The 25,161-nt window shown below is 74.4% G+C and carries 21 protein-coding genes and 2 pseudogenes; 7 read left to right on the forward strand and 16 right to left on the reverse strand.

Going from position 1 to position 25,161, the window contains the following annotated elements:
- The first annotated feature begins 205 nt into the window (after positions 1-205).
- Together ACIQ9G_RS07330 and ACIQ9G_RS07335 are read left to right on the forward strand one after the other, a co-directional pair.
- Entirely contained in the window at positions 206-799 is a 594-nt protein-coding gene (locus ACIQ9G_RS07330; RefSeq protein ID WP_403607344.1) for a TetR/AcrR family transcriptional regulator, read from the forward strand.
- Entirely contained in the window at positions 796-1,632 is an 837-nt protein-coding gene (locus ACIQ9G_RS07335; RefSeq protein ID WP_403607345.1) for an oxidoreductase, read from the forward strand. Before ACIQ9G_RS07330 ends, ACIQ9G_RS07335 begins: the two co-directional genes overlap by 4 nt.
- A 97-nt stretch (positions 1,633-1,729) precedes the next feature.
- On the opposite strand, the gene ACIQ9G_RS07340 is transcribed toward ACIQ9G_RS07335, so the two are convergent.
- A complete protein-coding gene (locus tag ACIQ9G_RS07340) occupies positions 1,730-2,623 on the reverse strand; it encodes a M56 family metallopeptidase (RefSeq protein ID WP_403607346.1) in 894 nt (297 codons plus the stop codon).
- Positions 2,620-3,003, reverse strand: a complete 384-nt coding sequence (locus tag ACIQ9G_RS07345) for a BlaI/MecI/CopY family transcriptional regulator (protein WP_403607347.1) — start codon at positions 3,001-3,003, stop codon at positions 2,620-2,622. Before ACIQ9G_RS07345 ends, ACIQ9G_RS07340 begins: the two co-directional genes overlap by 4 nt.
- A gap of 179 nt (positions 3,004-3,182) precedes the next feature.
- On the opposite strand from ACIQ9G_RS07345, the gene ACIQ9G_RS07350 reads away from it, so the two are divergent.
- Positions 3,183-4,679 carry a hypothetical protein gene (locus tag ACIQ9G_RS07350; protein ID WP_403607348.1) on the forward strand — a complete coding sequence of 499 codons (1,497 nt, stop codon included), beginning with the start codon at positions 3,183-3,185 and terminating at the stop codon, positions 4,677-4,679.
- Between the two features lie 67 nt (positions 4,680-4,746).
- Here the strand turns inward: ACIQ9G_RS07350 and ACIQ9G_RS07355 are convergent, their stop codons facing one another.
- The 5 genes from ACIQ9G_RS07355 to ACIQ9G_RS07375 all read right to left on the reverse strand — a co-directional run bounded on the left by ACIQ9G_RS07355 (position 4,747) and on the right by ACIQ9G_RS07375 (position 9,456).
- Positions 4,747-5,478, reverse strand: coding sequence for a phosphatase PAP2 family protein (locus ACIQ9G_RS07355; protein WP_403607349.1), 732 nt, complete (start codon positions 5,476-5,478; stop codon positions 4,747-4,749).
- Between the two features lie 4 nt (positions 5,479-5,482).
- Positions 5,483-6,121 carry a phosphatase PAP2 family protein gene (locus tag ACIQ9G_RS07360; RefSeq protein ID WP_403607350.1) on the reverse strand — a complete coding sequence of 213 codons (639 nt, stop codon included), beginning with the start codon at positions 6,119-6,121 and terminating at the stop codon, positions 5,483-5,485.
- The gene (locus ACIQ9G_RS07365; RefSeq protein WP_403607351.1) at positions 6,118-6,786 is read right to left on the reverse strand and encodes a DedA family protein; all 669 of its coding nucleotides are present in this window, start codon (positions 6,784-6,786) and stop codon (positions 6,118-6,120) included. The genes ACIQ9G_RS07360 and ACIQ9G_RS07365 overlap by 4 nt, the downstream gene beginning before the upstream one ends.
- A 223-nt stretch (positions 6,787-7,009) precedes the next feature.
- Entirely contained in the window at positions 7,010-7,969 is a 960-nt protein-coding gene (locus ACIQ9G_RS07370; RefSeq protein ID WP_403607352.1) for a hypothetical protein, read from the reverse strand.
- An 11-nt stretch (positions 7,970-7,980) separates the two neighbouring features.
- Positions 7,981-9,456: an APC family permease gene (locus ACIQ9G_RS07375; protein WP_403607353.1), complete on the reverse strand. Its 1,476-nt coding sequence runs from the start codon at positions 9,454-9,456 to the stop codon at positions 7,981-7,983.
- A 385-nt stretch (positions 9,457-9,841) separates the two neighbouring features.
- Between ACIQ9G_RS07375 and ACIQ9G_RS07380 the strand changes: the two genes are divergently transcribed.
- Positions 9,842-10,348, forward strand: coding sequence for a DUF5709 domain-containing protein (locus ACIQ9G_RS07380; RefSeq protein WP_403607354.1), 507 nt, complete (start codon positions 9,842-9,844; stop codon positions 10,346-10,348).
- Between the two features lie 148 nt (positions 10,349-10,496).
- Here the strand turns inward: ACIQ9G_RS07380 and sthA are convergent, their stop codons facing one another.
- Both sthA and ACIQ9G_RS07390 read right to left on the reverse strand, forming a co-directional pair.
- On the reverse strand, positions 10,497-11,900 hold the full coding sequence (sthA, locus tag ACIQ9G_RS07385) for a Si-specific NAD(P)(+) transhydrogenase (RefSeq protein WP_403607355.1): 1,404 nt from the start codon (positions 11,898-11,900) through the stop codon (positions 10,497-10,499).
- A 141-nt stretch (positions 11,901-12,041) separates the two neighbouring features.
- Positions 12,042-12,248 carry a hypothetical protein gene (locus ACIQ9G_RS07390; protein WP_403607356.1) on the reverse strand — a complete coding sequence of 69 codons (207 nt, stop codon included), beginning with the start codon at positions 12,246-12,248 and terminating at the stop codon, positions 12,042-12,044.
- Between the two features lie 305 nt (positions 12,249-12,553).
- Between ACIQ9G_RS07390 and ACIQ9G_RS07395 the strand changes: the two genes are divergently transcribed.
- Positions 12,554-14,410, forward strand: a complete 1,857-nt coding sequence (locus ACIQ9G_RS07395) for a glycoside hydrolase family 15 protein (protein WP_403607357.1) — start codon at positions 12,554-12,556, stop codon at positions 14,408-14,410.
- A 15-nt stretch (positions 14,411-14,425) separates the two neighbouring features.
- Here the strand turns inward: ACIQ9G_RS07395 and ACIQ9G_RS07400 are convergent.
- From ACIQ9G_RS07400 to ACIQ9G_RS07420, 5 genes and pseudogenes are all read right to left on the reverse strand, one after another.
- A pseudogene (locus ACIQ9G_RS07400) lies at positions 14,426-14,758 on the reverse strand (chitosanase); the annotation flags it as partial.
- Positions 14,759-14,767: 9 nt separating this feature from the next.
- Entirely contained in the window at positions 14,768-17,530 is a 2,763-nt protein-coding gene (locus tag ACIQ9G_RS07405; RefSeq protein ID WP_403607358.1) for a SpoIIE family protein phosphatase, read from the reverse strand.
- Positions 17,531-17,704: 174 nt separating this feature from the next.
- Positions 17,705-20,285, reverse strand: a pseudogene (locus tag ACIQ9G_RS07410) (SpoIIE family protein phosphatase).
- Between the two features lie 227 nt (positions 20,286-20,512).
- Complete coding sequence (locus ACIQ9G_RS07415) at positions 20,513-21,202, reverse strand: GAF and ANTAR domain-containing protein (RefSeq protein WP_403607359.1); 690 nt, start codon at positions 21,200-21,202, stop codon at positions 20,513-20,515.
- 168 nt (positions 21,203-21,370) lie between these two features.
- On the reverse strand, positions 21,371-21,844 hold the full coding sequence (locus ACIQ9G_RS07420) for a hypothetical protein (protein WP_403607360.1): 474 nt from the start codon (positions 21,842-21,844) through the stop codon (positions 21,371-21,373).
- 277 nt (positions 21,845-22,121) lie between these two features.
- Here ACIQ9G_RS07420 and ACIQ9G_RS07425 point away from each other — a divergent pair, with 277 nt between their 5' ends.
- On the forward strand, positions 22,122-22,616 hold the full coding sequence (locus ACIQ9G_RS07425; RefSeq protein WP_403607361.1) for an SRPBCC domain-containing protein: 495 nt from the start codon (positions 22,122-22,124) through the stop codon (positions 22,614-22,616).
- 172 nt (positions 22,617-22,788) lie between these two features.
- Here ACIQ9G_RS07425 and ACIQ9G_RS07430 read toward each other — a convergent pair whose 3' ends face one another.
- Positions 22,789-23,667, reverse strand: coding sequence for a fructosamine kinase family protein (locus ACIQ9G_RS07430; protein ID WP_403607362.1), 879 nt, complete (start codon positions 23,665-23,667; stop codon positions 22,789-22,791).
- Positions 23,664-24,128, reverse strand: a complete 465-nt coding sequence (locus ACIQ9G_RS07435; RefSeq protein ID WP_403607363.1) for a low molecular weight protein-tyrosine-phosphatase — start codon at positions 24,126-24,128, stop codon at positions 23,664-23,666. Before ACIQ9G_RS07435 ends, ACIQ9G_RS07430 begins: the two co-directional genes overlap by 4 nt.
- A 257-nt stretch (positions 24,129-24,385) precedes the next feature.
- Here ACIQ9G_RS07435 and ACIQ9G_RS07440 point away from each other — a divergent pair, with 257 nt between their 5' ends.
- Positions 24,386-25,096 (forward strand): VC0807 family protein, encoded by a 711-nt coding sequence (locus ACIQ9G_RS07440; protein ID WP_403607364.1) that lies wholly within the window; start codon positions 24,386-24,388, stop codon positions 25,094-25,096.
- The last annotated feature ends 65 nt before the right edge of the window (positions 25,097-25,161 follow it).

The raw sequence follows: 25,161 nt of genomic DNA on the forward strand, positions 1-25,161 counted from the left end.
GCCGGGACTCGTCCGATCGGACCGTCCGCGGGCGACCGGCCGGCAGTCCTTCGCGCGACGACCGCAGCGGTGCGGAGTTGCTCGGCACGTCCGCCCCGGCCTCCGTCGCGTCAACCGACCGATCCGTCGCCATCCGGCGGCGCGTCCGGGCGGCACCGGCGGAGCGCCTTGATACGAACTGACATTTCATGCAAATATTGTCAGCATGTTGGAGGACGAGCGGCTCAAGCTGATCCTGGACGCGGCGTACACGTGCTTCACCCGGCACGGGGTCAGGCGCACGACCATGGACGACATCGCCCGCGAGGCGGGTATGTCCCGCCCCGGGGTCTACCAGTACGTACGCAACAAGGAGGACGCGTTCCGGCGCCTGGCTGCGCGTCTGCTCGCCGACGCGCTGGCCGGGGCCCACGGCGCGGTCGACGCCGGGGGAGACCTGTGCACCCGCCTGACCGCGGTGCTGGAGGCGAAACTGGGGCTGGCGGTACGGCTGTGGCGTGACAGTCCCGCCCACGCGGCCGAGCTGCTGGGCGCCGATACCCGGATCTCGGCCGAGCAGGTAGAGGCGTACAACACCGCCATGCGTGATCTGGTCGCCGCTGCCGTCGCCGCCGACCACCCGGACACGGACGCCACCGAAGTGGCCGAACTCCTGCTGGCCTTCACACGCGGCCTGGAGGCCGACCTCTCCGACCCCGATGTTCCGGCCCGGCGTCTGCGCCACGGAGTGGCACTGATCGTGGCCGGCCTCAACCGCACGAAGAACCACCCTCACACACCCCACAAGGAACCGTCATGACCACCTCCGTACTGATCACCGGAACCTCCTCGGGCATCGGTCGTGCCACCGCCCTGCGCCTGGCCCGCCGCCCGGAGCTGACCGTCTACGCCACCGCCCGCCGCCCCGAGACCCTGGCCGATCTGGCCGCCGCGGGAGCCCGCGTCCTCGAACTGGACGTGACCGACGAGGCGTCCATGGCCCGTGCCGTGGCGGCCGTGGAGGCGGAGCACGGCTCCGTGGGCGTCCTCGTCAACAACGCCGGCTACGGCGAGTACGGCACCATCGAGGAGACCGGCCTGGACGGCGTGCGCCGTCAGTTCGAGACCAACGTCTTCGGCCTCGCCCGGATGACCCAGCTCGTCCTGCCGGGCATGCGCCGCGCGTCCCGGGGGCGGATCGTCAACGTCGGGTCCATGGGCGGGCGGATCGTCTTCCCGGTCGGCGGCTACTACCACGCCAGCAAGTACGCCGTGGAGGCCCTCACCGATGCCCTGCGCTTCGAAGCCGCGCCCTTCGGTGTCAAGGTCAGCCTGATCGAGCCCGGTCTGATCCGCACCTCCTTCGGCGACACAGCGGCCCGCACCCTGTCCGGCTCCGCCGCCCCGGCCGGCCCCTACGCCGCGCTGAACACCGCAGCCGACCAGCAGATGGCGCAGTCCTACCGCTCGACGATCCTTTCCGCGCCGCCCGAGACCGTCGCCAAGGCCATCGAGCACGCCGCCACCGCCGCCCGGCCGAGGACCCGCTACGTGGTCACGCCCGCGGCGAAGGCTCTCGTTCACACCCGGCGCCTGCTGGGCGCCCGCGTCTTCGACGCCCTGCTGCGTGCGCAGTTCAAAGGCGCCGCGTGAACACCAGAGCCTCTCGTTCGGCGGTGCGCACCGAACCCCGCTCGGGCACCTCGGAAGGCACCGTCGCCCGGAGCCGGCCCGATCCGCAAGAAGGGCCCTAGGCGAGGACGTTCGTCAGCAGGCGCAGCAGGTCGTCCGTGGCGTCGGCGGCGCCGAGGGCCGGGAGGAGGCCGAGGGCGAGGACGGCGGCCGCGACGGACCACAGGTGCGGGGGCGGGGCGGACTGGAGGGCAGCGATACGGCGGGTGACGGCCCGGTCGGTGAAGCCCAGCGCGCACGACGGCTTCGCCTGCCCGGCGGTGAGCGCCGCCCGGGCCAGCGCGCGGGCGGTGGCGGTGCGGTCGCCCACCGCGTCCGCGGCCCGCTCGTCCGCCCAGCGCTCGACGAGGAACGCGACCGTGGTGCGTACCGGTGTGAGCAGCGGGTTGGCGCGGGCGGCCAGGGTCGCGGCGGTCATCAGCGGTGCGTGCCGGTGGTTCAGATGGGCGCGCTCGTGGGCGAGCAGAACTCGCCGCTCGACCGGGTCCAGCGCGCCGAGCATCGCGGAGGTGACCAGGATCCGGCCCGGGGTGCCGGGGACGGCGAACGCCTGCGGCACCGGCGAGGCGACGACGATCAGTTCGGTGTCCCCGGGCTGCGCGGCGCACAGCCGGCGCAGCGCCCGGCGGGTGCCGTACTCGGCGCGGACCGCGCGCCACAGCCGGTGGGCCACCACGGCCAGGGCCAGGCAGGCGGCGACGCCGACGGCCTCCGGCACCGGCGCGGCGAGCCGCTGCCCATGCGCCCGGGCGTGCGCGACCACGGGCGGCGCGTCGTCGAGCAGGGTGGCCGCGAGCAGGACGAGGGACCAGACGGTCGCCGCGGCCGTCACCGCCGAGGCGGCGGTCAGCACCCGCGCGGCGAGCGCGGGCGCCACCCGCCGTCCGACCACGGGGCTGATCGCGGCGAGCAGCAGGGACAGCAGCAGCGGGACGTAGACGTCGAGCCTCATGCCGCGCCTCCGTTGAGCAGCTCGCGCAGCGCCCGCTCCTCCTCCGGGCTCAGCCCGGTGACGAACTGCTGGAGGGCGGCGATCGGATCGGGGCCGCGGTCCAGGGCCTCGTGCATCGCCTGGGCGGTCAGCTCCGCCGCGTTCTTCGCCGGCCGGTATGCGCCGCGCCGGCCGTCGACCTCGCGCAGCACCAGGCCCTTGTCGAAGAGCCGCTTCAGGATGGTGTGCACGGTGTTGTAGGCCAGGTTTCCGCCGATTTCCGACTGGATCTCGACCGGTGTCAGCGGCCGGTCGGTGGCCCACAGTGCCGCGAGGACCTCGCTCTCCAGCTCTCCCGAGCTGCGTCGTTCCGTCCTGCCGTGAGGCACCGTGCCAGCCATGCCCTCAACCTTACAGCGCGTAGGGGTGTCAGGCGGGTGGCGGTATCGCGCCTGCGTGCCCGACCGACGCGGGTTACTTTGTCCGTGATCTTTCCGGAAATCCCGCCCGACTCCCGCTCACGGTCCGGCAGACTGTGGCGTCGACAGAACCCTACATCGTGTAGGGGCGAGAGAGGGAGATGACCGACATCAGCCACGTCATACTCACCGGGCCCCGCCGCTCCGGACCCGGAGGCGCGTCGCGCCGGGTCCCGCGACTGCGCGGCGACGGCCTCCTCGCCACGGTCGCGGCGGCCTTCACTCTCGCCCAACTCCTCCTCGTCCGGCCGCCCATGGGCCTCGGCTGGGACGAGACCGTCTACGTCAGCCAGGTCAGCCCGCATGCCCCGGCGGCCTTCTTCAGCGCCCCGCGCGCCCGCGGCGTCTCGCTGCTCGTGGCGCCCGTCGCCGCGTGGTCCACGTCCACCTCGCTGCTGCGCGTCTACCTCGCCCTGCTGTCCGGCCTCGCCCTGTACCTGGCCCTGCGGGTGTGGCGTGACCTGTTCCCCTCGCGCGTCCTCGCCCTCGCCGGGGCCCTGTTCGCCTCCCTGTGGGTGACGCTCTTCTACGGCCCGCAGGCCATGCCCAACTACTGGGTCGCCGTCGGCGCCCTCGTCTGCGCCGGCTGCTTCCTGCGCGCCCGGGCCCGCCCCGGCGACCGCGCCGCGCTGTGGGGCCTGGCCGCGGGGACGGCACTCATGGCGTGGATGCGCCCCATGGACGCGGTGTGGGTGATCCTTCCGCTGCTCGTCCTCGCCGCGGTGCGGCGGCACGGGCGGCCCCTCCTCGCGCTGCTCGCCGGACTGGCCGCCGGGTCCGCCGAGTGGGTGGTCGAGGCCTACGTCTCGTACGGCGGCCTGCTCCAGCGGCTGTCCGACGGCTCGGCCATCCAGGGCGGCCTGGGCTGGCACCTCGCCGTCGCCGACCAGTTACGCAGCCTGGACGGACGGACCCTGTGCCGCCCGTGCACCGGCCCCCTGCCCGAACCCGTGCTCGTCGGCTGGTGGTTCGTCCTGCCGCTCCTCGCCCTCCTGGGCCTCGTGGTCGCCCGGCGCGCCCGGCGGACCGCCCCCACGCTCGTTGCGCTGGCCTGCGCCGCCACGGCCGCCTTCCCGTACCTGTTCCTGATCGGCTACGCGGCCCCCCGCTTCCTGCTGCCCGCCTACGCCCTGCTGGCGATACCGGTCGCCGACGCACTCGTCCACCTCGTCACGGCGCCGGGCCAGGCCTGGCGGCCGGTGGCCGTGACCCTGGTCGCCCTCGCGCTCGCCGGGCATCTGGCCGTCCAGTACGCCGTCCTCGCCCACACCGTGGACCGCACGACCGCCGACCGCCGCGCCTGGGACCGCACCGTCGCCGAACTGCACCGCCTCGGGGTGCGTCCGCCCTGCGCGCTCACCGGCGAGGAGGCCGTGCCCCTCGCCTTCTACGCCGGCTGCTCCTCCGTGGACACCGGGGGCCACAACGCCAACATCACCCGGGACGGCCTCGTGCGCACCGCGCAGCGCATCCCCGTCGCCGTCCTCACGCTCCCGGGCGACCGGCCACCGGCCTACGCCCGCTCCTGGCCCGTCCACCGGTCCGGCGCCCTGCGCCTGTACGTCGCACCGAGTGCGCACCGGGCCGCGGACTCCTGAGCCACCGGTCCCGTCCGCCGTCCCTGGGCCCTGACGGCTCCCGCCGGCCCGGTGGCGACGCGGTGCGTCACGCCCCGGGTGGGCGGCCCGGACCGTCGCCGGGGTCCGGCGGGGTGCCCTCCTCCAGCGGCGCTCCGGACGCCGGCCCCAGGCCGGCCACGAGGCGGGAGGGCAGCCACCGGGCCGCCGCGCCCAGGCACGCGCCGAGCCAGCCGAGGGCGAACAGCCAGCCCCCGGCCACGTCGGTGAACCAGTGCACGCCGAGATACACCCGGGTCAGCCCCACCAGCACGGCCCAGCACCCCGCGACCAGGCAGAGCGCCGTGCGTCCGCGGGGGGCGCGCAGGCAGACCGCCACGATCACCAGCCCGGCGGCCAGCGCCGACGTGGTGGTGTGCCCGGACGGGAACGCCCAGCCCGAGGCGTGCGTGGCCCAGTCCTGCCGCGGCGGCCGGGGACGGGCGGCCAGCTCCATCACGCCGTAGCGCAAGGCCTGGCCCGCGGCGAGGCAGGCGGCACCCAGGCCCGCGGTGAGCACCCGCTGCCGGGGCGTGCGCCCGAGGAGGAGCCCGGCCAGTGCCACGAGCGCGTAGGGGACGACCCCGGTCCCGGTGGCGGTCAGCACCCGGGCCGCGGCCACGGCCACCACCGGGCGGTGGGCCACGGACCAGGACAGCAGCCCGGAGTCCACGGCCGGCGGAGCGCCGGAACCGGCGACGAACAGGCCGAGCACGGTGAACGCCGCCCACGCGCCGAGCCCGACGCTGCCCGCGAGGTCGGCGGTCTCCCTGCGCCTCATCCGGTCACCCTGCGCCTCGTACGGCGGCCTTCCCGGCGACGGGCGCGCCCAGCAGCGGCCGCAGCGGGGTCGCGGCGATCCACCGGGCCGGCGCGTCCGGCCGTCGTCGCAGCGCCCGCATCGCGACGAGGGCCGCGACGGAGCCGAGCAGCAGCCCGGCCAGCACGTCGTGCGGATAGTGCGCGCCGACCCAGACCCGGGACACGGCCATCGCGGCGGCTGCCGCGGCCGCCACGGCGCCGAGCCGGCGGGAGACGAAGAGGAGGGCCACCGCGGCGGCCGCGGCGATCGCCGCGTGGTTGCTGGGGAAGGACCAGTCCGTGCGGGCCGGGCAGGCTTCCAGCGTCACCAGGCGCAGGGTGCGGCAGGGGCGCACCTCCCGCACCCCGAGCTTCACCAGTGAGTTCACCGCGTAGGCGGCGACCACGACGACCGGCACCACCAGCGCCGTCAGCGCGGCCTCGGGGCTCACCCGGCGCGCCCGCCACCAGCCCACGAGCATCAGCACCGCGAACACGGCCAGCCCGTACGCCGACCACGCCGAGACCGTGTCGTCGAGCCAGGCGGGGGAGTGGCGGGCCAGGTCCACCACGTCGGTGTAGGCGGAACCGTCGAGCGAGGCGGCCGTGAGTGCCGGCCTCATCCGCGCGCCTCCCCGGCCTTCGCGGCCCGGCGGGAGCGGAGCACCTCGACGGCCAGCGGGATCAGCGACACGAGCACGATCAGCGCGATCACGGGGAGCAGGTACTTGTCGACGTTCGGGATCGACGAGCCCAGCGCGTATCCCGCGAGGACGAGGCCGACGCTCCAGACGAGACCGCCCACGACCTGCCACAGCGTGAAGGTGCGGGCGGGCACGCCGAGGGCGCCGGCCATCGGGTTGAGCACCGTGCGCACCACCGGCACGAAGCGGGCCAGCACGATCGCCTTGGCGTGTCCGTAGCGGTCCAGCAGCTCCTCGGCGCGCCGCGCCCCCTCGTGAAGGCGCTGCGAGCGGCTGCGGGCGAGCAGCGCGCCGCCCGCCCGGCGGCCCAGCAGATAGCCGCACTGAGAGCCGGCCAGCGCGCCCACCACCGCCGCGACCAGCAGCGGAGCCAGCGCCAGCCGCACCCCCCGGTCGGCCCCGCCGGTGCACAGCAGCCCCGCCGTGAACAGCAGCGAGTCGCCCGGCAGGAAGAAGCCGATCAGCAGCCCGGTCTCGGCGAACATGACCACGCCGACGCCCAGCACGCCGAAGGCGGCCAGCAGGGACTGGGCGTCGAGCACATTGACGGCGAGCTGCGACGACAGGTGCGGGGGTGGGATCATCGGCGCGCCCTTTCGCTGCGGATGTCTACACTTCTGTAGACCGTCTACTGAACTGTAGACGATAGCGGGTCCCGTATCGTTCCCGTGATCGGCGCGGCCGTGCGCGGCGCGTTCGACCCCGCGTCGGCGGAGCGCGCGGACCGGCGCGGACTCGGCCCGCCACCCCGGCGGCTCCGACCGCGTCCGCGTCCCCGCCTCGCGCATGTCCCGCACCGGCCGCCCGTCACGGCCCGAGCCCCGCCTCCCTGCGCACCCGCTCCAGCTGCTTGACCGGATCGCCGGTGTACGACCACGGGGTGCGGCTGGCCCGGCGGCCGAGCAGCCGCAGCACCCCGGTGGTGATGTCGGCGACGCCCGCGTAACAGGCGGCGTGCGCCAGGTAGTTGAGGTCGCGCAGCTCGACGGGGGTCACCGCGGAGTCCCCGCGGCCCAGCACCCAGCGCTCCCAGGTGCGCCGTACGTCGCTGACGGCCCCGTCGTGGTCCCAGTGCTGCCCGGAGCCCACGGCGGAGCGCCGGCCCTTCGCGCAGTCCAGCACGTACCGGAACTCCTCGACCCGCGCGTACTGGACCAGCACCGGCAGCGCACAGCCGGGCGGCGCGGCTCCGGCGGCCTCGCGGGCGAAGTCGTACATCATGCCGTGCGTGCCGTGCCAGCGCGCGGAGTAGTAGTGGAGCACCTGCAGGTGGCCCTCGACGCTGAAGGGGTCGCGCCGGTGCACCTCGTCCCACCAGCGGGCCAGATCCCCCCGCCGGACACCTGCCGGGTGCAGCCGGGCGACGGAGATCAGTGAGATCCACGGCGTGGGGTCCGCCGGGTACGCCTCGGCGGCCTGCAGACAGGCCAGCACCGCGGCGTCGATGCGGCCCCGCTCGATGGGCACGCCCCGGCCCGCCGCGATGGCCAGGTGGAAGGCCCGCGCCGTCTCCGTCGCCGCCCGCAGCACCAGCGCGTCGGCGCCGCGCGGCTCGGCGGCCAGCCAGGACTCCACGGTCGAACTGCTCGCGCACGCCTGCGCCAGCAGCCGGATCCGGTGGCCCCGCAGGGCCCAGTCGGCGCCGGTGTCCCGCAGCAGGTCCCGCACCCCCTGCCAGCGGCCGATGACGATGTCGTGGCGGGCGGAAGTGAGGGGCGCGTCCCCGCAGTCGGGGTCGAAGTCGGGTGCGTGGCGGTCTCGCGCCATCGGGATCTCCCTCAGAAGTCGGTGGGGAGACCCTCGTACAGCCGGACCTGCTCGCCCGGATGCCCGCGGTCGGGGACGTAGTCGAACGTGACGGCGCGGGCGGCGTCCAGCTTGGCCGGGCGGTAGTAGTCGCTGCCCTGCCGCCAGTACCACAGCATCGGCACCAGCCCGGCCGCGAGCCCGCCGAGCCCGATCGCCACGGCGGCCGGGCTCAGCTCGCCCAGCGACTCGACGAAGACCCAGAACATGAAGAGAGCGCCCAGCAGCGGCCACAGACCGCCGAGGACGAAGTGGGCCGCCGACTTGAGCAGCATCCTGCGGTAGGCGACGACGACCGCGAGACCCGCCAGTCCGTAGTACACGGCGATCTGCAGGCCGATGGCCGAGATGGCGGCGGAGAGGATGTCGCCCACCGTGCCCAGCGCGTTGGACGCGATGAACATCGCCAGCGCCACCGCGCCGACCACGGCGATGGCCACCCACGGGGTGTTCCAGGTGCGGTGCACCCGGCCCAGCGCGGACGGCATGGTCCGGTCCCTGCCCATCGCGAACAGCGAGCGCGTGACCTGGATGAGCGTCGTCTCCAGGGTGGCGATGGTGGACAGCATCACGGAGACGGTGAGCAGCTTGCCGCCCCAGCCCGGCCAGACCTCCTCGCCGAGCACGGCCAGCACGTTGGCGTCGTTGCCCTGGATCTGCCGCGACGTCAGGATGACGTTCACCGCGATGGTGAACACCTCGAACAGCAGGAACACGATGCCCACGCCGATCAGTCCGGCGAGCCCGGTCGTACGGCGGCTGTTGCGGGTCTCCTCGCTGAGGTTGCTGGTGACGTCCCAGCCCCAGTAGTAGAACGCGGCGATCAGCGCCCCCGAGGCGAACCCGGCCACCCCGTCGAAGTGGCTGAAGCCCAGCCAGGACCAGTCGAAGGCACGGGCGTTGTCGGTGTGGAAGAGGGCGAGCACGGCGAACAGCGCGAGGAGGACCAGTTCCACGCCGGACATCAGCAGCTGCGCCCGCACGGTGAGCCGGGCGCCGCCGAGCACCACGAGCAGCATCACCAGGAACCAGGCCGCTCCGACGACGGTCGACAGGGCCGTGTCGTCGGCGAGTTCGGGAGCGAAGAGGGCCAGCGTCATCGACCCGGCCGGCAGCGACCCGGCCACCATGAAGATGGTCGCGGAGATCACCAGCGCCCAGCCGCTGACGAAGCCGAGGAAGGGGTGCAGGGTCCGCCCCACCCAGGAGTAGCTGGCGCCCGCGTTGACGTCGATGCGGCTGAGGTAGCTGAAGGCCAGCGCGATGCCCAGCATGGGTATCGCGCAGTACAGCAGTGCCGCCGGACTGGCCAGTCCCACCGCCCCGACCAGGACCGCGCTGGTCGCCGCCAGCGAGTACGCCGGGGCACTGCCCGCCACGGCCATCACCACGGTGTCGAACGTGCCGAGGGCGTCGGCCTGCAACCCTCTGCCGCTGCTCTTGCTCATGGATGCGCTGCTTTCCGTCGTGCACGACGCCAGGGGTGGGGCGCCCGGGCGCCGTAAGGGGGGTGGGGGGTGGCCGGCGCGGGTCCGCCCGGAGGATGGCCCCGGGCCGGGCAGCCGGAGAAACAAGGGGGGTGGCCCGTTCGGCCGCCGCGTCGCCGGACGGTCACACCGTGTGTGGCAGTGATGATAGCCGTGCTGGTTGCCCGTTCAAGATTGACCGGAGGGTAATTCTCCGCTCGCTGTCCGAAGTTCAACCAGTGTCCCTGCCACGCGCTTTGATTGGGACCGGCCCACCGGGAAACGCGGACCACGACGTCCCGCGGGAGCCGCTCGAGCGGAGCCCGCGGAGGCGGGACACGGAGAAGCCGAGGAGAAGGAGAGGCCCGTGAGCACGGATCCGATGGCCGACGACGCCTACCAGCCCACCGGGAGCAACGAGGAGCAGCAGGACGCCGCGCCGCTGGATCTGGAGGACGCGCTCGACGAGCGGTCCTACGACGACCTCCTCGACGAGGGCTACTCCCCGCCCGAGAAGCCGCTCGGCGTCACCAAGTACGGCACGACGGCCGCCGAGCAGCACGCGGGCGAGACGCTCGACCAGCGCCTGGCACAGGAGGTGCCCGACGCCGGGGAGCCGGAGGGCGACGGCGTGGGCGACCTGCCCGGCGGCGAGGGCGAGCCGGTCGACCCGGAGGCGGGGGAAGAGCGCTCCGGCCGCCTGGTGGCCCCGGACGAGGGCGCGCACGCCGACACCGAGGGCGAGGAGATCGCCACCGACGTGGGTATCGACGCGGGCGCGGCCGGGGCCGAGGAGGCCGCCGTCCACATCGTCCGTGACGACATGTTGCCGCTGGACGAGGACCCCCTGCCGCCGGACGTCACCCGGCCCTGACCTGGCGGCCGTCGTCCGGTCGTGACCCCGGCGGACGGCGTCCGGCCGTGAGGCCGGCGGACGTCACCCGGCCGTGGGCCCCGCGGGGGGATCCGCCCGTGGGCCCTGCGGAGGGACCCGGCTTCGGCCCCCGCCGAGCCCGGCCGCCTCAGCCGTCCAGCCGGTCGATCTGGCGGAGCCGGTTCGTGGCGTCCAGGGCGGCGACCTTGTAGGACTCCGCGAGGGTCGGGTAGTTGAACACCGCGTTGACCAGGTAGTCGACGGTGCCGCCGCAGCCCATCACGGTCTGCCCGATGTGGATCAGCTCGGTCGCGCCGGTGCCGAAGCAGTGCACTCCCAGCAGGGTCCGGTCCTCGGGCGAGACCAGCAGCTTCAGCATGCCGTGCGAGTCGCCGATGATCTGCCCGCGGGCCAGTTCGCGGTAGCGGGAGATCCCGACCTCGAACGGGACGCGGTCCTCGGTGAGTTGGTCCTCCGTCCGCCCGACGAAGCTGATCTCCGGAATCGTGTAGATGCCGATCGGCTGGAGCCGGTGCATCCGCCCGACGGGCTCCCCGCAGGCGTGGTAAGCCGCCGCGCGCCCCTGCTCCATCGAGGTCGCCGCCAGCGCGGGGAAGCCGATGACGTCGCCCACCGCGTAGATGTGCGGCACCTCGGTGCGGTAGTGCTCGTCCACCGCGATACGGCCCCGCGCGTCGGCAGTCAACCCGGCCTTGCGCAGGTCCAGTTCGTCGGTGAGCCCCTGCCGGCCCGCCGAGTACATCACGGTGTCGGCGGGTATCTTCTTGCCGCTCTCCAGCACGGTCAGCGTGCCGCCCGGATGGCGCTCGACCGCGGCGACGGTCTCCCCGAACCGGAACGTCACGGCGAGATCCCGCAGGTGGTAGCGGAGCGACTCCACGACCTCGGCGTCGCACATGTCCAGCATCCCCGCGCGCTTCTCGACCACCGTCACCCTGCTGCCGAGCGCGGCGAACATGGAGGCGTACTCCATGCCGATCACCCCGGCGCCGACGATGACCATCGACCGGGGGACTCCTTCGAGGGTGAGCACGTTGTCGGAGTCCATGATGGTCCGCCCGTCGAACTCCACGCTGTCCGGCCGCGCCGGGCGCGTGCCGGTGGCGACGACGATGTGCTCGGCGCTCAACCGCCGCTCGTCGCCGGTCACTTCGCGCAGGGCGACGGTGTGGTCGTCGACGAAGCGGCCGGTTCCGGCGAACAGGGACACATGGTTGCGGGAGAGCTGGCTGCGGATGACGTCGACCTCGCGGCCGACCACGTGCCGGGTGCGCGCGGTCAGGTCGGCGACGGTGATGTCCTCCTTGAGCCGGTAGCTCTGCCCGTACAAGTCGCGCTGGGTGAGCCCGGTGAGGTACAGCACCGCCTCGCGCAGCGTCTTGGACGGGATGGTGCCGGTGTGGATGGAGACCCCGCCGACCATGTCGGGGCGGTCGACGACGGCGACCCGGCGGCCCAGCTTGGCCGCGGCGATGGCGGCCTTCTGGCCGCCCGGTCCGGATCCGATCACGAGCATGTCGAAGTCGGGCACCCTTGGGAGTCTGACAGCACGAGGGCACCCTCGGGAAGGGACCGGAGCAGGACTCCGGCCCCGGATCCGCCCCGGAACGGGACTCCGGTCCGGATCCGCCCCCCGCCCCCGCCCCGGCGGGCGGGGGCACCGCCCCGGTTCCTAAGGCAGCAGCTTGTCGAGGGCCGCCGGTCCTTCCGCCTCCAGCTTGCGCTTGGCCCACTCGAGGTTCTTGGGAGTGATGTCCCGGCCGGTCGCCAGCACCAGGTCCTCCGGTGAGACTTCGGTGCCGGTTCGGGCGTGGAGCAGGTTGTCCGGGGTGGCACGGTCCCCGGGCCGGCGGGATGCATCGGGCTGTGACGTCGACATGTCTCTCCTCCTCGGGCCCGGGTCCTGTCGGGGCCGGACTGCCGCAGTGGCGCCGTGCCGCGGGACCGGGGCTTTCTCCACCATTGCCCGCCCGGCCGCGCCCTGCATCCGGAAGCGGCACGAAGGGCCGCCGTGGTGACCCACCGCACGCGACCGGCTCCACTGCGCGGACCCCGGCCGGGCCTGTGGCAGGGGTACCTCTGCTTCGCTCCCGGAAACCCCCGGACGCCGCCGCCCCACCTAAGCTGGAGACAGCCCGCGGGCGCCAGGCAGCCCGCGCGTTCCCGGACAGGGAGGCCGCCGCCATGGCCGAGACCCCGGACCGACAGGCCGTCCCGGACACCTTCACGAGCACCCCCCGCTACGTGCCGATCGCCGAACACGGTCTGATCGGCGACCTGCGCAGCGTCGCCCTCGTCGGCAGCAACGGCACGATCGACTGGTACTGCTGCCCCTCCTTCGACGACCCCAGCGTCTTCGCCGCGATCCTGGACGCAGAGCGGGGCGGCCGCTTCGAACTCGGCGCCGCCGAAGGAGCGCGGACCAAGCAGTTCTACTTCCCCGACACCAACGTGCTGATCACCCGCTTCTTCACCGAGGACGGCGTCGGCGAGGTGCAGGACTTCATGCCGGTCACCGGGCACCCGGCCGGCTCCGCCGAGTCCGACCGGCACCGGCTCATCCGGCGCGTGCTGTGCGTGCGCGGCACACTGCCGTTCCGGGCCCGGGTGGCCCCCCGCTTCAACTACGGCCTCGACCCGCACACCGTCCGCATGGTCGGCTGCACCGCCCTGTTCGAGTCCGCGGACCGGGCCCTCGCCCTGACCGCCACCGTGCCCGTTGAGGCCCACGGCCCGGACGTGCTGGCCGACTTCAAGCTCGCCGAGGGCGAGTCCGCCGTCTTCGCCCTCGACCAGGTCGGCGGTGAGACCACACCGCGCCGGTGCGCCTGCGCCGAGGCCGAGGAGCAGTTCGCGGCCACGGTCTCCTACTGGCGGAACTGGCTGTCCGCCTCCCGCTACCGCGGCCGCTGGCGGGAGATGGTCCACCGCTCCGCCCTCACCCTGAAGCTGCTCACCTACGCGCCCACCGGCGCCATCGTCGCCGCGCCCACCACCAGCCTGCCCGAGCAGATCGGCGGCGAGCGGAACTGGGACTACCGCTACGTCTGGGTCCGGGACGCCGCCTTCTGCGTCTACGCGCTGCTGCGGCTCGGCTTCTCGGGCGAGGCCGAGGCGTTCATGCGCTTCCTCACCCGGCACATCAGCCCGGGCGACGGCAGGGCGGCGGGACCGCTGCAGATCATGTACGGCATCGACGGCCGCACCGAGCTCCCCGAACGCGAACTGGGCCATCTGGAGGGGCATCAGGGCTCCGCCCCGGTCCGGGTCGGCAACGCCGCCGCCGACCAGCTCCAGCTCGACATCTACGGCGCCCTGGTCGACTCCGTCTACCTCTACGACAAGTGGGCGCAGCCCATCTCCAGCGACCAGTGGGACGACGTGAGCGCGCTGGTGGACTGGGTCTGCGACCACTGGGACCAGCCCGACGAGGGCGTGTGGGAGACCCGCGGCGGCCGCCGCAACTTCCTGTACTCGCGCCTGATGTGCTGGGTGGCCATCGAACGCGCCATCCGGTTGGCCAACCGCCGCGGGCTCCCCGCCGACCTGCCCCGCTGGCGGCAGTGCCGCGACACCATCTACCGCCGCATCATGGACCGCGGCTGGTCCGCCGAGCGGCGCGCCTTCGTCCAGTACGAGGACGGCGACGTGCTGGACGCGGCCGTGCTGATGATGCCGCTGGCGAAGTTCATCGCCCCCACCGACCCGAAGTGGCTCTCCACCCTGGACGCGCTGACCGAGGACCTGGTCTCCGACTCCCTCGTCTACCGCTACGACCCGCAGGCCGGCTCCGACGGGCTGCGCGGCGACGAGGGAACCTTCTCCATCTGCTCCTTCTGGTACGTCGAGGCCCTCACCCGGGCCGGCCGGCTGGACGATGCGCGGCTGGCCTTCGAGAAGATGCTCACCTACGCGAACCATCTCGGCCTGTACGCCGAGGAGATCGGCTGCACCGGCGAGCAACAGGGCAACTTCCCGCAGGCCTTCACCCACCTGTCCCTGATCAGCGCCGCCTACAACCTCGACCGCGCCCTCGGCTGACCGGGCAGGCGCGCGTCAGCCGATGTGGTACCTGTCCCCGTACGCCTGCCGGTCCAGCGGCGGGGGCAGGTCGAGGTCGCGCCGGTTCAGGAAGACCCGCTGTCCGGTGTCGACCCTGCTGGTGTCGCGGTGGGCCGCCTCCTGCTTGATGGCCCGCACCCGCGCGTCCAGGAACGCGTTGAGATACGTCACCTCGCCGCTGCCCCGGGCGGGCGGCCCCGCGGTGCGCAGCGCCCGCGCGCGGATGGCCTGGAAGCCGGTCGGGTCGTCGCCGTCCCCGTGTGTCGCGATCGCGTCGTAGTACGTGAACCGCCCGAGCGCGCGCAGCCCGCCCGCCTTGCCCTGCCGGTCCGTGCCTCAGGGCAGGGGCTGCTCGGACCAGATGACCTTGCCGGTCGCGGTGTAGCGGGTACCCCAGCGCTCGGAGAGCTGCGCGACGAGGAACAGCCCGCGCCCGCCCTCGTCCGTGGTGGCCGCGTAGCGCAGGTGCGGCGAGGTGTCGCTGGAGTCGAAGACCTCGCAGATGAGGGACCGGTCCCGCAGCACGCGGACGCGGAGGGGCGCACTGCCGTAGCGGATCGCGTTGGTGACGAGCTCGCTGAGGATCAGCTCCGTGGCGAACGTGAGCTCGTCCAGGCCCCACTCCGCCAGTCGGCGCGTCACCGCCGCGCGGATCTCGCCGACGGCCGCCGGGTCCGCCGGGACGGGCCATTCGGCCACCCGCTCGGCGCCCAGGGCCCGGGTGCGCGCCACTATCAGCGCGATGTCGTCGCCCGCCCGGGACGGCAGCCGGCCGTCGAGCACCGACCGGCACGTCTCCTCCGGCGACGCACCCGCCGTCTCCAGGGCCGCCCGCAGCTCCTCCAGGCCGGTGTCGACGTCCCGCTCCCGGTCCTCGATCAGCCCGTCCGTGTAGAGCACCAGCCGACTGCCCTCGTCCAGCGCGAGCTCCGCCGTCTCGAACGGCAGACCGCCCAGGCCCAGCGGGGGACCGGCGGGCACCTCGGGGAAGCCGACGCTGCCGTCCGGCCGGATCACGGCCGGCGGCGGATGCCCGGCCCGGGCCAGCACGCACGTCCGGGAGACCGGATCGTAGACCGCGTACAGACAGGTCGCGCCGGTGACCGGGGCGGTGCCGCCGGCCTCGGTCTCGTCCTGGTCGATCCGGGCCACCAGCTCGTCCAGCAGCCCCAGCAGCTCGTCGGGCGGCAGGTCCAGCGCGGAGAAGTTGTGCACCGCCGTCCGCAGCCGCCCCATGGTCGCCGCGGCGTGCAGCCCGTGGCCCACCACGTCCCCGACGACGAGCGCGACCCGCGCGCCCGACAGGGGCAGCACGTCGAACCAGTCCCCGCCCACCCCGGCCTGCGCGGGCAGGTACCGGGAGGCGAGGTCGAGGGCGCTCTGCTCGGGCAGGCTGCGCGGCAGCAGGCTGCGCTGCAGGGTCACGGCCATGCCGTGCTCGCGCGTGTAGCGGCGGGCGTTGTCGATGGAGACGGCGGCCCGGGCGACCAGCTCCTCCGCGAGGGCCAGCTCCTCGGTGTCGAACGGCTCGGCCTTCTCGGAGCGCCAGAAGTCGACCACCCCCAGCACCTGGGCGCCGGCCCGGACGGGCACGGTGATCAGCGAGTGGATGCCGTACGCCACCACCCGCTCGGCCCGCTCCGGGTCCTGGGCCCGCCAGCCCGGGGCGGCCTCCAGCCGGGGCTCCAGGACCGGGCGGCCGGTGCGCAGGCTGTGCGCCTGCGGCGACGAGGCGACGAAGCGGATCTGCTCGCCCCGCGGGAACAGGGGAGCGTCCTCGCGGACCCCGCTGGAGGCGGTCCGGCGCAGCGCGGAGGCCGGATCGGGGTCCTCGCCGTCCAGCACCGGTTCGTACAGGTCCACGGTGGCGTAGTCGGCGAACCGCGGCACGGACACCTCCGCCAGCTCCTCGGCGGTCCGGACCACGTCCAGGGTGGTACCGACGCCCATCCCGGCGTCGTAGAGCAGGGTGAGGCGCTCCCGGGCCTCCTCCGCCCGCCCGGACAGGGCGCGCAGCTCGGTGGAGTCGCGCAGGGTGGCCACGGTGCCCGACGGGCCGCCCTCCAGGTCCGTGGACCGCTGGTTGATCGCCAGCAGCCGGTCGCCGACCAGGTGCACCTCGTCGGTGGCGACCCGCCCGGAGGCCAGCAGGTCCGCGGTCTCCGGGTCGAGGCCGAGATCCAGGACGTGGCGCCGCTCGGCGTCCCGGGGCAGGCCGAGCAGGCGGTGCGCCTCGTCGTTGGCGAGCAGCAGGTCGCCCTCGTCGCTGACGATGATCACCCCCTCCCGGACCGAGTGCAGCACCGCGTCGTGGTGCTCGTACATCCGGGTCATCTCGCGAGGTCCGAGCCCGTGGGTCTGGCGCAGCAGCCGCCTGCTCACCAGTGCCGTGCCCGCCGTGGCCAGCGCGAGACCGGCGGCCGCGGCACCGAGGACGACCGGCAGCTGCCGGTTCGCCACACCGCCGACGTTCGAGGTGGTGATCCCGGCCGACACCAGGCCCACCACCGTGCCGTCGGGCGCCTTGACCGGCACGACGGCCTGCACCAGCCGTCCGATGGTCCCGTCGACCTCCTCGACCACGACGCCGCCCGCCAGCGCGGGCCGGATGGTGCCGACGAACTTCTTGCCGATGCGGTCCGGCTTGGGGTGCGTGTAGCGGATCCCGGCGGTGTTCATCACGACGACGAAGTCGACCCCGGTCGCCCGGCGGACGGCCTCGGCCCGCGGTTGCAGGACGGCCGTCGGATCCGGCGCGGTGAGCGCCGCCCGGGTCCCCGGGGCGTCGGCGAACGCCTGCGCGACGGCGAGGGACCGGTTGCGGGCCTCCTGGGCGCTGTCGTGCCGCACCTGGAGCACCAGTGCGACCACCGCCGCCACGACCAGCAGCAGTACGACGACGACCTGGAGCACGAACACCTGTCCGGCGACGCTCCGCCCGCCCAGGGCGGCCCTCAGTCCGGTGGGCGGGGGCCCGGGCGTCCCGCCCCCGTCCGGCCGCTCCGGCGCTCGCCGAGCGGGGCCGGGCGCCGTACGGGCGCGCCGACCGCCGTGAGGAGGGGCCGACCGCGTGCCGGTGCGACCCGGGAGCCGGACCATGTGCCATGTCTACACTGCCGGGCCGCGCCGGGCGAGGGTCGGGGACAGGGTGGGAAGGGACGGGGGCACGTGCGCGGGCACTTCCGGGGGCACGTCCGGGGGCACGTGCGGAGCGGGCGCCGGGGGGCGCGTCCGGGGCAGGCGCTGGGGGCGCGTCCGGGGCGTCGGGGGCGCTCAGTTCGCCGGCCGGGGAGCGGGGCGGCGCATCGCCAGCAGGAGGGCGATGTCGTCGGGCCGGTCGGCGGTGTGCCGGGCCGTCGCGGTGAGCCGGTCGGCCACGCTCGTCAGGGACTGCCCGTCCACCCGGGCGGCCATCGCCCCGGCCTCCGCCAGCGCCACGCGCAGCGCCTCGACACCGAGGTCGATGTCGAGGCCGAGCCGTTCGACGAGCCCGTCGGTGTACAGGGCCAGGACGGCGCCGCGCTCCACGCGCAGTTCCGTCACGGGGTAGTGGGCGAGCCGGTCCACCCCGAGGAGGACACCGCCCGCCACGTCGCAGACCTCCGTACGCCCGTCGCGATGGCGCAGCAGCGGCAGCGGGTGCCCCGCCCGGGCCACCCGGACCACCCCCGTGGCGGGATCCAGCCGGAGGTAGCAGCAGCTCGCGAACTGGCCCGGGTCGAGATCGATCAGCAGCCGGTTGGTGCCGCTCATCACCTCGTCCGGCGGATGACCCCCGAGCGTGAACGCCCGCACCGCGCTGCGCAGCTGGCCCATGGTGGCCGCCGCCTGCACCCCGTGGCCCTGGACGTCCCCGATGACCAGCGCCAGACCGTCCCCGGTGGCCAGGACGTCGTACCAGTCCCCGCCCACCTCCATGCCCTCGGTGCCCGGCAGATAGCATCCGGCCGTCTCCACCTCCGGGTGCTCCGGCAGGAGCCGGGGCAGCAGCGCCTGCTGGAGTCCGCGGGCCAGGGCGGACTCGGTGTCGTAGCGCTGGGCCTTCTCCATGGCGTGCGCGATCAGCCCGGCGAGCGCGGTGAGGACCGTACGCTCGTCGCCGCTGAAGCAGTGCGGGTGGTCGAAACCGAGGATGCAGGAGCCGACCGGACGGCCCGAGGCGATCAGCGGCAGGAAGGCCCGGGAACCCTCCGCCGCGTCCAGCGGGATGCCCGGGTAGGTGGCCGCGAGCTGTGCCATGGAGTCGAAGAAGAGGGGGCGCCCGTTGGTGAGCGTCTCCACCCCTGGCAGGTGCACGTCCAGGCCCACGCCCTCGAACGGGACCAGGAAGCCCTTCGGGAAGCCCGTTTCCCAGGCCAGATAGAGGTGCCTTTCCTGCAACAGGTAGATGGCGAGCCGGTTCCCGCCGAACGCGGGCAGCAGCTCCTGCATGACCACGGCCGACACCTGACGGGCGGTGACGGCCTCGGACAGCGCGATGGCCAGCACGATCGGGCGGTACAGGTGGGCCGCCGAGTCGGCGCGGGGTGCCGGTGCGCCGGCCGCGGTGGACACGCGGGCCGCCGGGGTGACGGCGGTGGTGTCCGCGATCCGCGGTGGGGTGGGCACGGCGTCGAGCTCGGAGGACGTGCCCGCCACGTGGTCGGCGGGGCGGACGGTGCAGGTGAGCAGGTCGGGGCCCGGGTGCACGGACAGCGCCAGCCAGTGGCTCTCGCGGCGCTCCGGGGACGGTGCCCGGCTGTCGGCGGGGGGGCCGGCGGACGTGGAAGTGCACCGGGTCCGGCGCCAGCAGCGCCGCGCGCAGGTGGTCCTCGCAGATCGGCTGGTCCAGCCAGGGCACGACCTCCCACAGCGGCCGGCCGACGAAGGCGTGGCGCGAGGGGCCCAGAAGCTGCGCGGCGCGCGGATTGGCGTAGACGACGAGGCCCAGCCGGTCCAGGCAGAAGACCCCGTCCGGCAGCAGATCGGCCGCCGCGTCCCCCAGGGGGCCGGGCCCCGGGTCCCGTACGGTGCCGCTGACCTGCCGGACCCCGGGCGGGGCGGCCGCGGGGGAGGACCAGAGCTCGATCAGCCGCAGCGCGCCGTCGCCGGTCCGCACGGGCAGCGGCAGCGCGGGCGGGCGGCCCGCCGCCGTGTCCCACAGCGCGGTCAGCACATGTCGGCCGTCGTCCGCCCTCACGGCGCCGGCCAGGGCGTGACCGGTGGCGGGACACGTGGCGCCGGTCGTGCCCAGCAGCGCGCCGCAGCGGTCGTCGGACGTGACGGCGTCCGTCGCCGGATCCCACGAGAACCGCCCGACCCGCCCTTCGAAGGCGCGCGTCGCCGGGGGGCGCAGGCACAGCGGCTCGGCGTCCCAGGCGACTTCCGCCCCTCGTCGCTCGCGTGCCGCCAGCGCGGCGCCCAGATCGCGGGCAAGTCGTCCGAGCCGGTCCGCGGCGGCCTCCACCGCGGAGGCGTCCGGGGCCGAGGGCCGCAGGACGGTGAGGACGCCGTAGGTCGTCGAGGCGCCGACGACGGGTACGTACAGAGAGCCGAACTGGAACGGCAGTCCGGCGGCGAACTGCGGGTAGCGGCGCATGGTCTCGGTGGCGTTCGGGAGGATCACCGGCACAGCGAGGCGGTAGGCGTCGGTGACGGGGGAGCGCGCGTCCACGTGCAGCCGCCACCAGGGCTGGAAGAGGCGGCCCGGCAGCCCCGCGAGCGTGGCCAGCCGCAGCAGGCCGGGTGTCGCGGACCGCAGGTGGACGCCGCCCACGTGGCCGCCGGCCGCGCCGATCGCCTCCGTCGAGACGCCGGCCAGCAGCGCGGCCAGCCGTACGGCCGTCCGGTCCGCTTCCTCGGCTCTGCCCGTCATCGGTCCTACCCCTGCTCCGCCACGAGGACGACACAGCAAGAATGCGTCAGGAGGCACTCGGAGCGCACCCGGCGTCGAGCCGGAGCGCGTCCCGAAACGCACCCGGAGTACGTCCGAAGCGCGCCCGCGTCACGTCCTGAGCGCGCCCGAAGCGCGCCCGCGTCACGTCCCGTGCGCCCCCGAAGCGCCACGCGGCCGGGGCGACGGCCCCGGTCGCCCCGCGCCCGTCAGGGCTTCTTCGGTGCGTCGCCGCGGATGTTCTGGGCGACGTCGCGCAGCTTGATGTTGTGGTGCTGCGAGATACGGCGCAGCACGGCGAAGGCGTCGTCCTCGCTGAGCCGGTGGCGCTCCCGCAGGATGCCCATGGCCTCGCCGATGGCGTGCCGGGTCTCCAGCGCGTGCTCCAGCTGGTCCACGGTCCGGGCGCCGGCCAGCGCCACGGCGGCGTGCGAGGCGAGCAGCCAGCCGGCCGTCTCGCTGTCCGGGGTGAACACGCCGGGCCGCCGGGAGTAGAGGTCCAGCGCGCCGAAGTCCTCGTCGCGGGTGTAGAGCAGGAACCCCATCATGCTGCCGATGCCCAGGCCCCGGGCGGCGGGCGCGTACCGGGGCCAGCCCGGCGCGTCGCGCATGTCGGCGATACGGAAGGAACGGTCGCCGTTGGTGGTGCGGGCCGCGTCGAAACAGGGCCCCTCGCCCAGCTCTCCCTGGAGCCGGTCGGACTCCTCGACCATGTCCCCGTGCGTGGCGAGCGACACGGCACGTCCCTTGCGCAGGGCCAGGACGCCCGCGGCGTCGCACCCGTCGATCAGCTCCACCGCCGCCGAGACGATCTCGTCCAGCGTCGCCTGCGGCGATTCCTGGGCGAGCAGGCGCCGGGACAGCTCGGCCATCTGCTCGGCGAACCCACGCCAGTCCATCCGCGCCACCCTTCTCCCAGCCGGGCGGACCCACATGGGAGTGCCGCCGCCCGAAGATCCCCTGGATGGGCAGCCTACATACCGCGGGCGCGGGATCGGACACGCCGACGCCCCGGCCGTGGAAGCCGGGGCGTCGGGAAGGCCCGCAGGGCCTGCGGGAGCGGGGGATCAGGCGCCCCACGTGCCCTGGCTGACCGCGCAGTTCCAGCCGGAGCCGTGCAGGGTGAACTTCAGCTTGTAGCTGTGGGTGTTCAGCAGGTGCGTACGGACCTTGAAGCCAAGGCTCGCCTTGCCCTTGAACGTCGAGGTGTAGACCGAGACGGTCTGCGACGTACGGTGGGTGATCTTGCCGCCCTTGGGCGTCGCCGTGCCGAAGCGCAGGTTCTTCACGTTGGTGACCGTGAAGGTGACCTTCTTGAAGCTCTTGTCGGTCTTGCTCTTGATGCCGAAGTACAGGCCCCCGTTGGTCACCCAGCCGTTGTGATCCACGTAGAACCGGGACGGGTAGACGATGTTGATCGGGCAGCCGGAGCTCTGCGGCGCGGCGGTCGCCGCGGAGGCGGCCCCGGCCAGACCGAGCTGGGCGGCGGTGACGACCCCGGCCGCGGCCAGGGCCGCGACGGTCGTGCGGGTGCGGTTCACTGCGGTGATACCTCTTCCCCCTGTGGCCCGTTGGGGCCGGAACGACATGACACGCGGCGCCCCTTGGGGGACGCCGCATGTCTGTGACGCCGTATTTCTTAGCACGCGGACCGACATGGACGGACAACGGCAGGGACGACTGGGTGACTTGGTGACAGAATCGGGACATCCGGCAGGCAACCTGCGTACTCTCGCGCCCCGTTCTCCCCACGACCCGTTCGCGGGGGTGCGCCCACGCGCACGCGCGGCCGAGCGGTGGGCGCGGTACGTTGCCGTCATGTACGCCACGACCGTCGCACGGCGCGTGCAGGCGCCTCCCGCCGCCGTGTACCGGGCGCTCCTCGACCCGGACGCGGTGGCCGCCTGGCGCGTCCCCGCCGGCATGACCGCCCGGGTGCACGAGTTCGACCCGCGCGAGGGCGGCAGGTTCCGGGTGTCCCTCACCTACGACGATCCCGGGCGACCCGGGAAGTCGGGTGCCCGCACGGACACCTACCGGGGTCACTTCGCGCGGCTCGTCCCGGACGAGCTCGTCGTCGAGGTGATCGAGTTCGAGACCGGTGAGGAGGCGCTGGGCGGCGCGATGACGATGACGACGTCCCTCACCGCGGTGGACGGCGGGTCGGACGCCGGGTCGGAGGTCGGGGCCGGCGGCGGGACGGATGTCGTGATCCGGCACGAGGGCGTCCCCGACGCCGTGCCGCGCGAGGACAACGAACGGGGCACACGCATGGCCCTGGACAACCTGGCCCGGCTGGTGGAGAGCACCTAGCGGGGACGGCCCGGGCGGACGGCACGGAGGCGTGACGCGGGCGTACGGCACCGGTGCACGACGGGGTCGTAGGACACCGGGCGGGTGGGACTGGCGGGCGGGACCGGCGAACGGGGACCGCGGGCCGTCCCGGCGGACGACCGGGGGCCGGCCGCCGGGGCGGGCGAAGGGGTCAGGAGGTGGCGCTCCGGGCCGCCGCCACCGCCCGGTCGGCGTAGCCGCGTCCGAACAGCACCGTGTGGACCAGCAGCGGGAAGAGCTGGTGCAGCCCGATCCGGTCCCGCCAGCCGTCGGCGAGCGGCGCCGCGTCCTGGTAGCCGTCCAGCACCTGGTCCAGATGGGGGCAGCCGAACAGGTGGAGCATCGCCAGGTCGGTCTCCCGGTGCCCGCCGTGCGCGGCCGGGTCGATCAGCCAGACCTCTCCGTCGGCGCCCCACAGCACATTGCCGTTCCACAGGTCGCCGTGCAGCCGAGCAGGTGGCTCGGTGGGGCCGGCCAGACCCCGCAGGCGCTCCAGCGCACGCTCGATCACAGCCGCCTCGGCGGGACGCAGGGTGCCGTCGTCCACGGACCGGCGCAGATACGGCAGCACCCGGTGCTCGGCGTACCAGCCCGGCCAGTCGTCACCGGGGGCGTTGCGCAGCGGGGCCAGGCCGATGTACGCCTCCTCGGGTCCGCCGGGCGGCGGCGCCCCGAACGCCGGTGCCCCCGCGGCGTGCAGGGCGGCCAGGTCGCGGCCGAAACGGGTCGCGGCGCCCGCGCTCGGCGGGCCGGTCGGGACCAGGTCGGTCACCAGCCGGAGCCGGTCGTGTCCGTGCACGGCGGGGATCCGGACCGCGCCCGCCTCGGCGAGCCAGTGCAGCCCCGCGGCCTCGGCCCGTACGGCGCCGGGTTCGGGACCGCGTTTGACCATGACCATCCGGCCGTCGTCCAGCGTCACCTCGGTGAGCGCCGCGGACAGCCGCCGCTCACCGGTCACGGGGCGTCCGGTGAGGCGGGCGGCCGCGGGCCCCGGTCCCTCGTCGGCGGCGGCCGCCGGGCCGGCGGTCATGTCGCGAGCCGCCCGCGCACCCAGGTGAGCAGGCCGGGCACCGCGGCCTCGATCATGGCCAGCACCTCCTCGAACCCCTCCGGGCCGCCGTAGTACGGGTCCGGCACGTCGAGGTCGCCGGTCGCGTCCGGGTCGAAGGAGCGCAGCAGGCGCACCCGGGACGGGTCGTCCACCAAGCGGCGCAGGGCCTTGTCGTGCCCCCGGTCCAGGGCCAGGAACAGGTCGGCGTCCAGGTGCTCGGAGCCGACCTGCGCGGCGATGTGCTCGACCGGATAGCCGTGCCGGAGCAGCGCCTCACCGGCCCGCTCGTCGATGGCCTCCCCGGCATGCCAGGGCCCGATCCCGGCGCTGGTGACCCGCACCACCTCGTCCAGGCCGGTACGGCGCAGATGCTCCACGAACACCAGTGCGGCCGACGGGGACCGGCAGATGTTGCCGCTGCAGACGAAACAGATGTGCACGGGCCCCAGGGTACGAGCCCTGCCGGGGTGCTGCGGTGGTGCTCACGCACGGGCCCCGCGCCCGGCCGGGACAGGCCCGTGCCCTGCGCCCCGTCCAGGGCCCCACGCCACGCCACGCCGACCGGCCACGGCCCCGCGCCCGCCCATGCCTTGCGCCCGACCCCACCCAAGGGTGGAGAAACCGGGCCCATGAAATCCACCCGGTTCTCCGCTCAGGGGTTGATCACCGCGGCGGCCGCCGTCCCTAGCCTCGCAACATGAACACGATTCGGACGATCGCCGCGCCCCGCACCACGAACCCCGCCCCGGGCGTCCGCCCCGGCCGCCGCCGATCCGGCCGCACCCGCCCCGGCCGCCTGGGCCTCCTGCTGGACCTGGGCCTGTCGCCCGGCGTCTTCTACGGGGCGCAGGCACTCGGGACGGGAGTCACCGCCTCGCTCCTTGCCGCCACCGCCGCCGCGGGCGCCCGGCTCGCGTGGACCACGGCCCGTACCCGGCGGATCGACGGCCTGAACGCGCTCATGCTCAGCACCTACGCCCTGATGCTGCTCATCGCCCTCGTCGCCCGGGACGAGCGGATCCTGCTCGCCCGCGACCCGGCCGGCAGCGGCCTGGCCGGCCTGGTCTTCCTGGCCAGTTGCGCGACCCCGACCCCCGCACTCGCCCACCTCGCCCGACGGTTCCGTCCGCGCGCCGGAACCGACTGCCACCACGCTCACGCCGTGTTACGCCGGCAGACCGCTGTCTGGGGCATAGCCCTCACCGCCGAGGCGGCCGCCCGGTTCGTCCTGCTCTTCACCCTCCCGACCGAGGTGGTGCCAGGACTGTCGACGGCTCTCGAACTCGCCGTGGTGGCACCGCTGTTCCTCTGGACGACGTGGGATCGCCGTCGCCTTCGCTCAGCGGCGCCGGCCGCGCCCACCGGCGACGCCGCCGAGCCGCCGTCCGACGGCCGGTGGGACCGGTGAGGCCAGTGAGACCTGTGGGACCGTGAGGGTCCGGCCAAGGGGAGGCCCGTTCCCGGCGCTTCCCG

Origin of the sequence: Streptomyces sp. NPDC096152 (assembly GCF_044763235.1) — a bacterium.
In the GTDB taxonomy this organism is placed as follows: domain Bacteria; phylum Actinomycetota; class Actinomycetes; order Streptomycetales; family Streptomycetaceae; genus Streptomyces.

Bases quoted from the DNA above. Each gene is read 5' to 3' on its own strand.
- ACIQ9G_RS07335 (WP_403607345.1), top strand. From the start codon at position 796: ATGACCACCTCCGTACTGATCACCGGAACCTCCTCGGGCATCGGTCGT.
- ACIQ9G_RS07355 (WP_403607349.1), bottom strand. From the start codon at position 5,478: ATGAGGCGCAGGGAGACCGCCGACCTCGCGGGCAGCGTCGGGCTCGGC.
- ACIQ9G_RS07415 (WP_403607359.1), bottom strand. From the start codon at position 21,202: ATGGACTGGCGTGGGTTCGCCGAGCAGATGGCCGAGCTGTCCCGGCGC.
- ACIQ9G_RS07330 (WP_403607344.1), top strand. From the start codon at position 206: ATGTTGGAGGACGAGCGGCTCAAGCTGATCCTGGACGCGGCGTACACG.
- ACIQ9G_RS07370 (WP_403607352.1), bottom strand. From the start codon at position 7,969: ATGGCGCGAGACCGCCACGCACCCGACTTCGACCCCGACTGCGGGGAC.
- ACIQ9G_RS07430 (WP_403607362.1), bottom strand. From the start codon at position 23,667: ATGACCGCCGGCCCGGCGGCCGCCGCCGACGAGGGACCGGGGCCCGCG.
- ACIQ9G_RS07395 (WP_403607357.1), top strand. From the start codon at position 12,554: ATGGCCGAGACCCCGGACCGACAGGCCGTCCCGGACACCTTCACGAGC.
- ACIQ9G_RS07345 (WP_403607347.1), bottom strand. From the start codon at position 3,003: ATGGCTGGCACGGTGCCTCACGGCAGGACGGAACGACGCAGCTCGGGA.
- ACIQ9G_RS07425 (WP_403607361.1), top strand. From the start codon at position 22,122: ATGTACGCCACGACCGTCGCACGGCGCGTGCAGGCGCCTCCCGCCGCC.
- ACIQ9G_RS07350 (WP_403607348.1), top strand. From the start codon at position 3,183: ATGACCGACATCAGCCACGTCATACTCACCGGGCCCCGCCGCTCCGGA.
- ACIQ9G_RS07365 (WP_403607351.1), bottom strand. From the start codon at position 6,786: ATGATCCCACCCCCGCACCTGTCGTCGCAGCTCGCCGTCAATGTGCTC.
- ACIQ9G_RS07340 (WP_403607346.1), bottom strand. From the start codon at position 2,623: ATGAGGCTCGACGTCTACGTCCCGCTGCTGCTGTCCCTGCTGCTCGCC.
- ACIQ9G_RS07440 (WP_403607364.1), top strand. From the start codon at position 24,386: ATGAACACGATTCGGACGATCGCCGCGCCCCGCACCACGAACCCCGCC.
- ACIQ9G_RS07375 (WP_403607353.1), bottom strand. From the start codon at position 9,456: ATGAGCAAGAGCAGCGGCAGAGGGTTGCAGGCCGACGCCCTCGGCACG.
- ACIQ9G_RS07405 (WP_403607358.1), bottom strand. From the start codon at position 17,530: ATGGTCCGGCTCCCGGGTCGCACCGGCACGCGGTCGGCCCCTCCTCAC.
- ACIQ9G_RS07360 (WP_403607350.1), bottom strand. From the start codon at position 6,121: ATGAGGCCGGCACTCACGGCCGCCTCGCTCGACGGTTCCGCCTACACC.
- ACIQ9G_RS07390 (WP_403607356.1), bottom strand. From the start codon at position 12,248: ATGTCGACGTCACAGCCCGATGCATCCCGCCGGCCCGGGGACCGTGCC.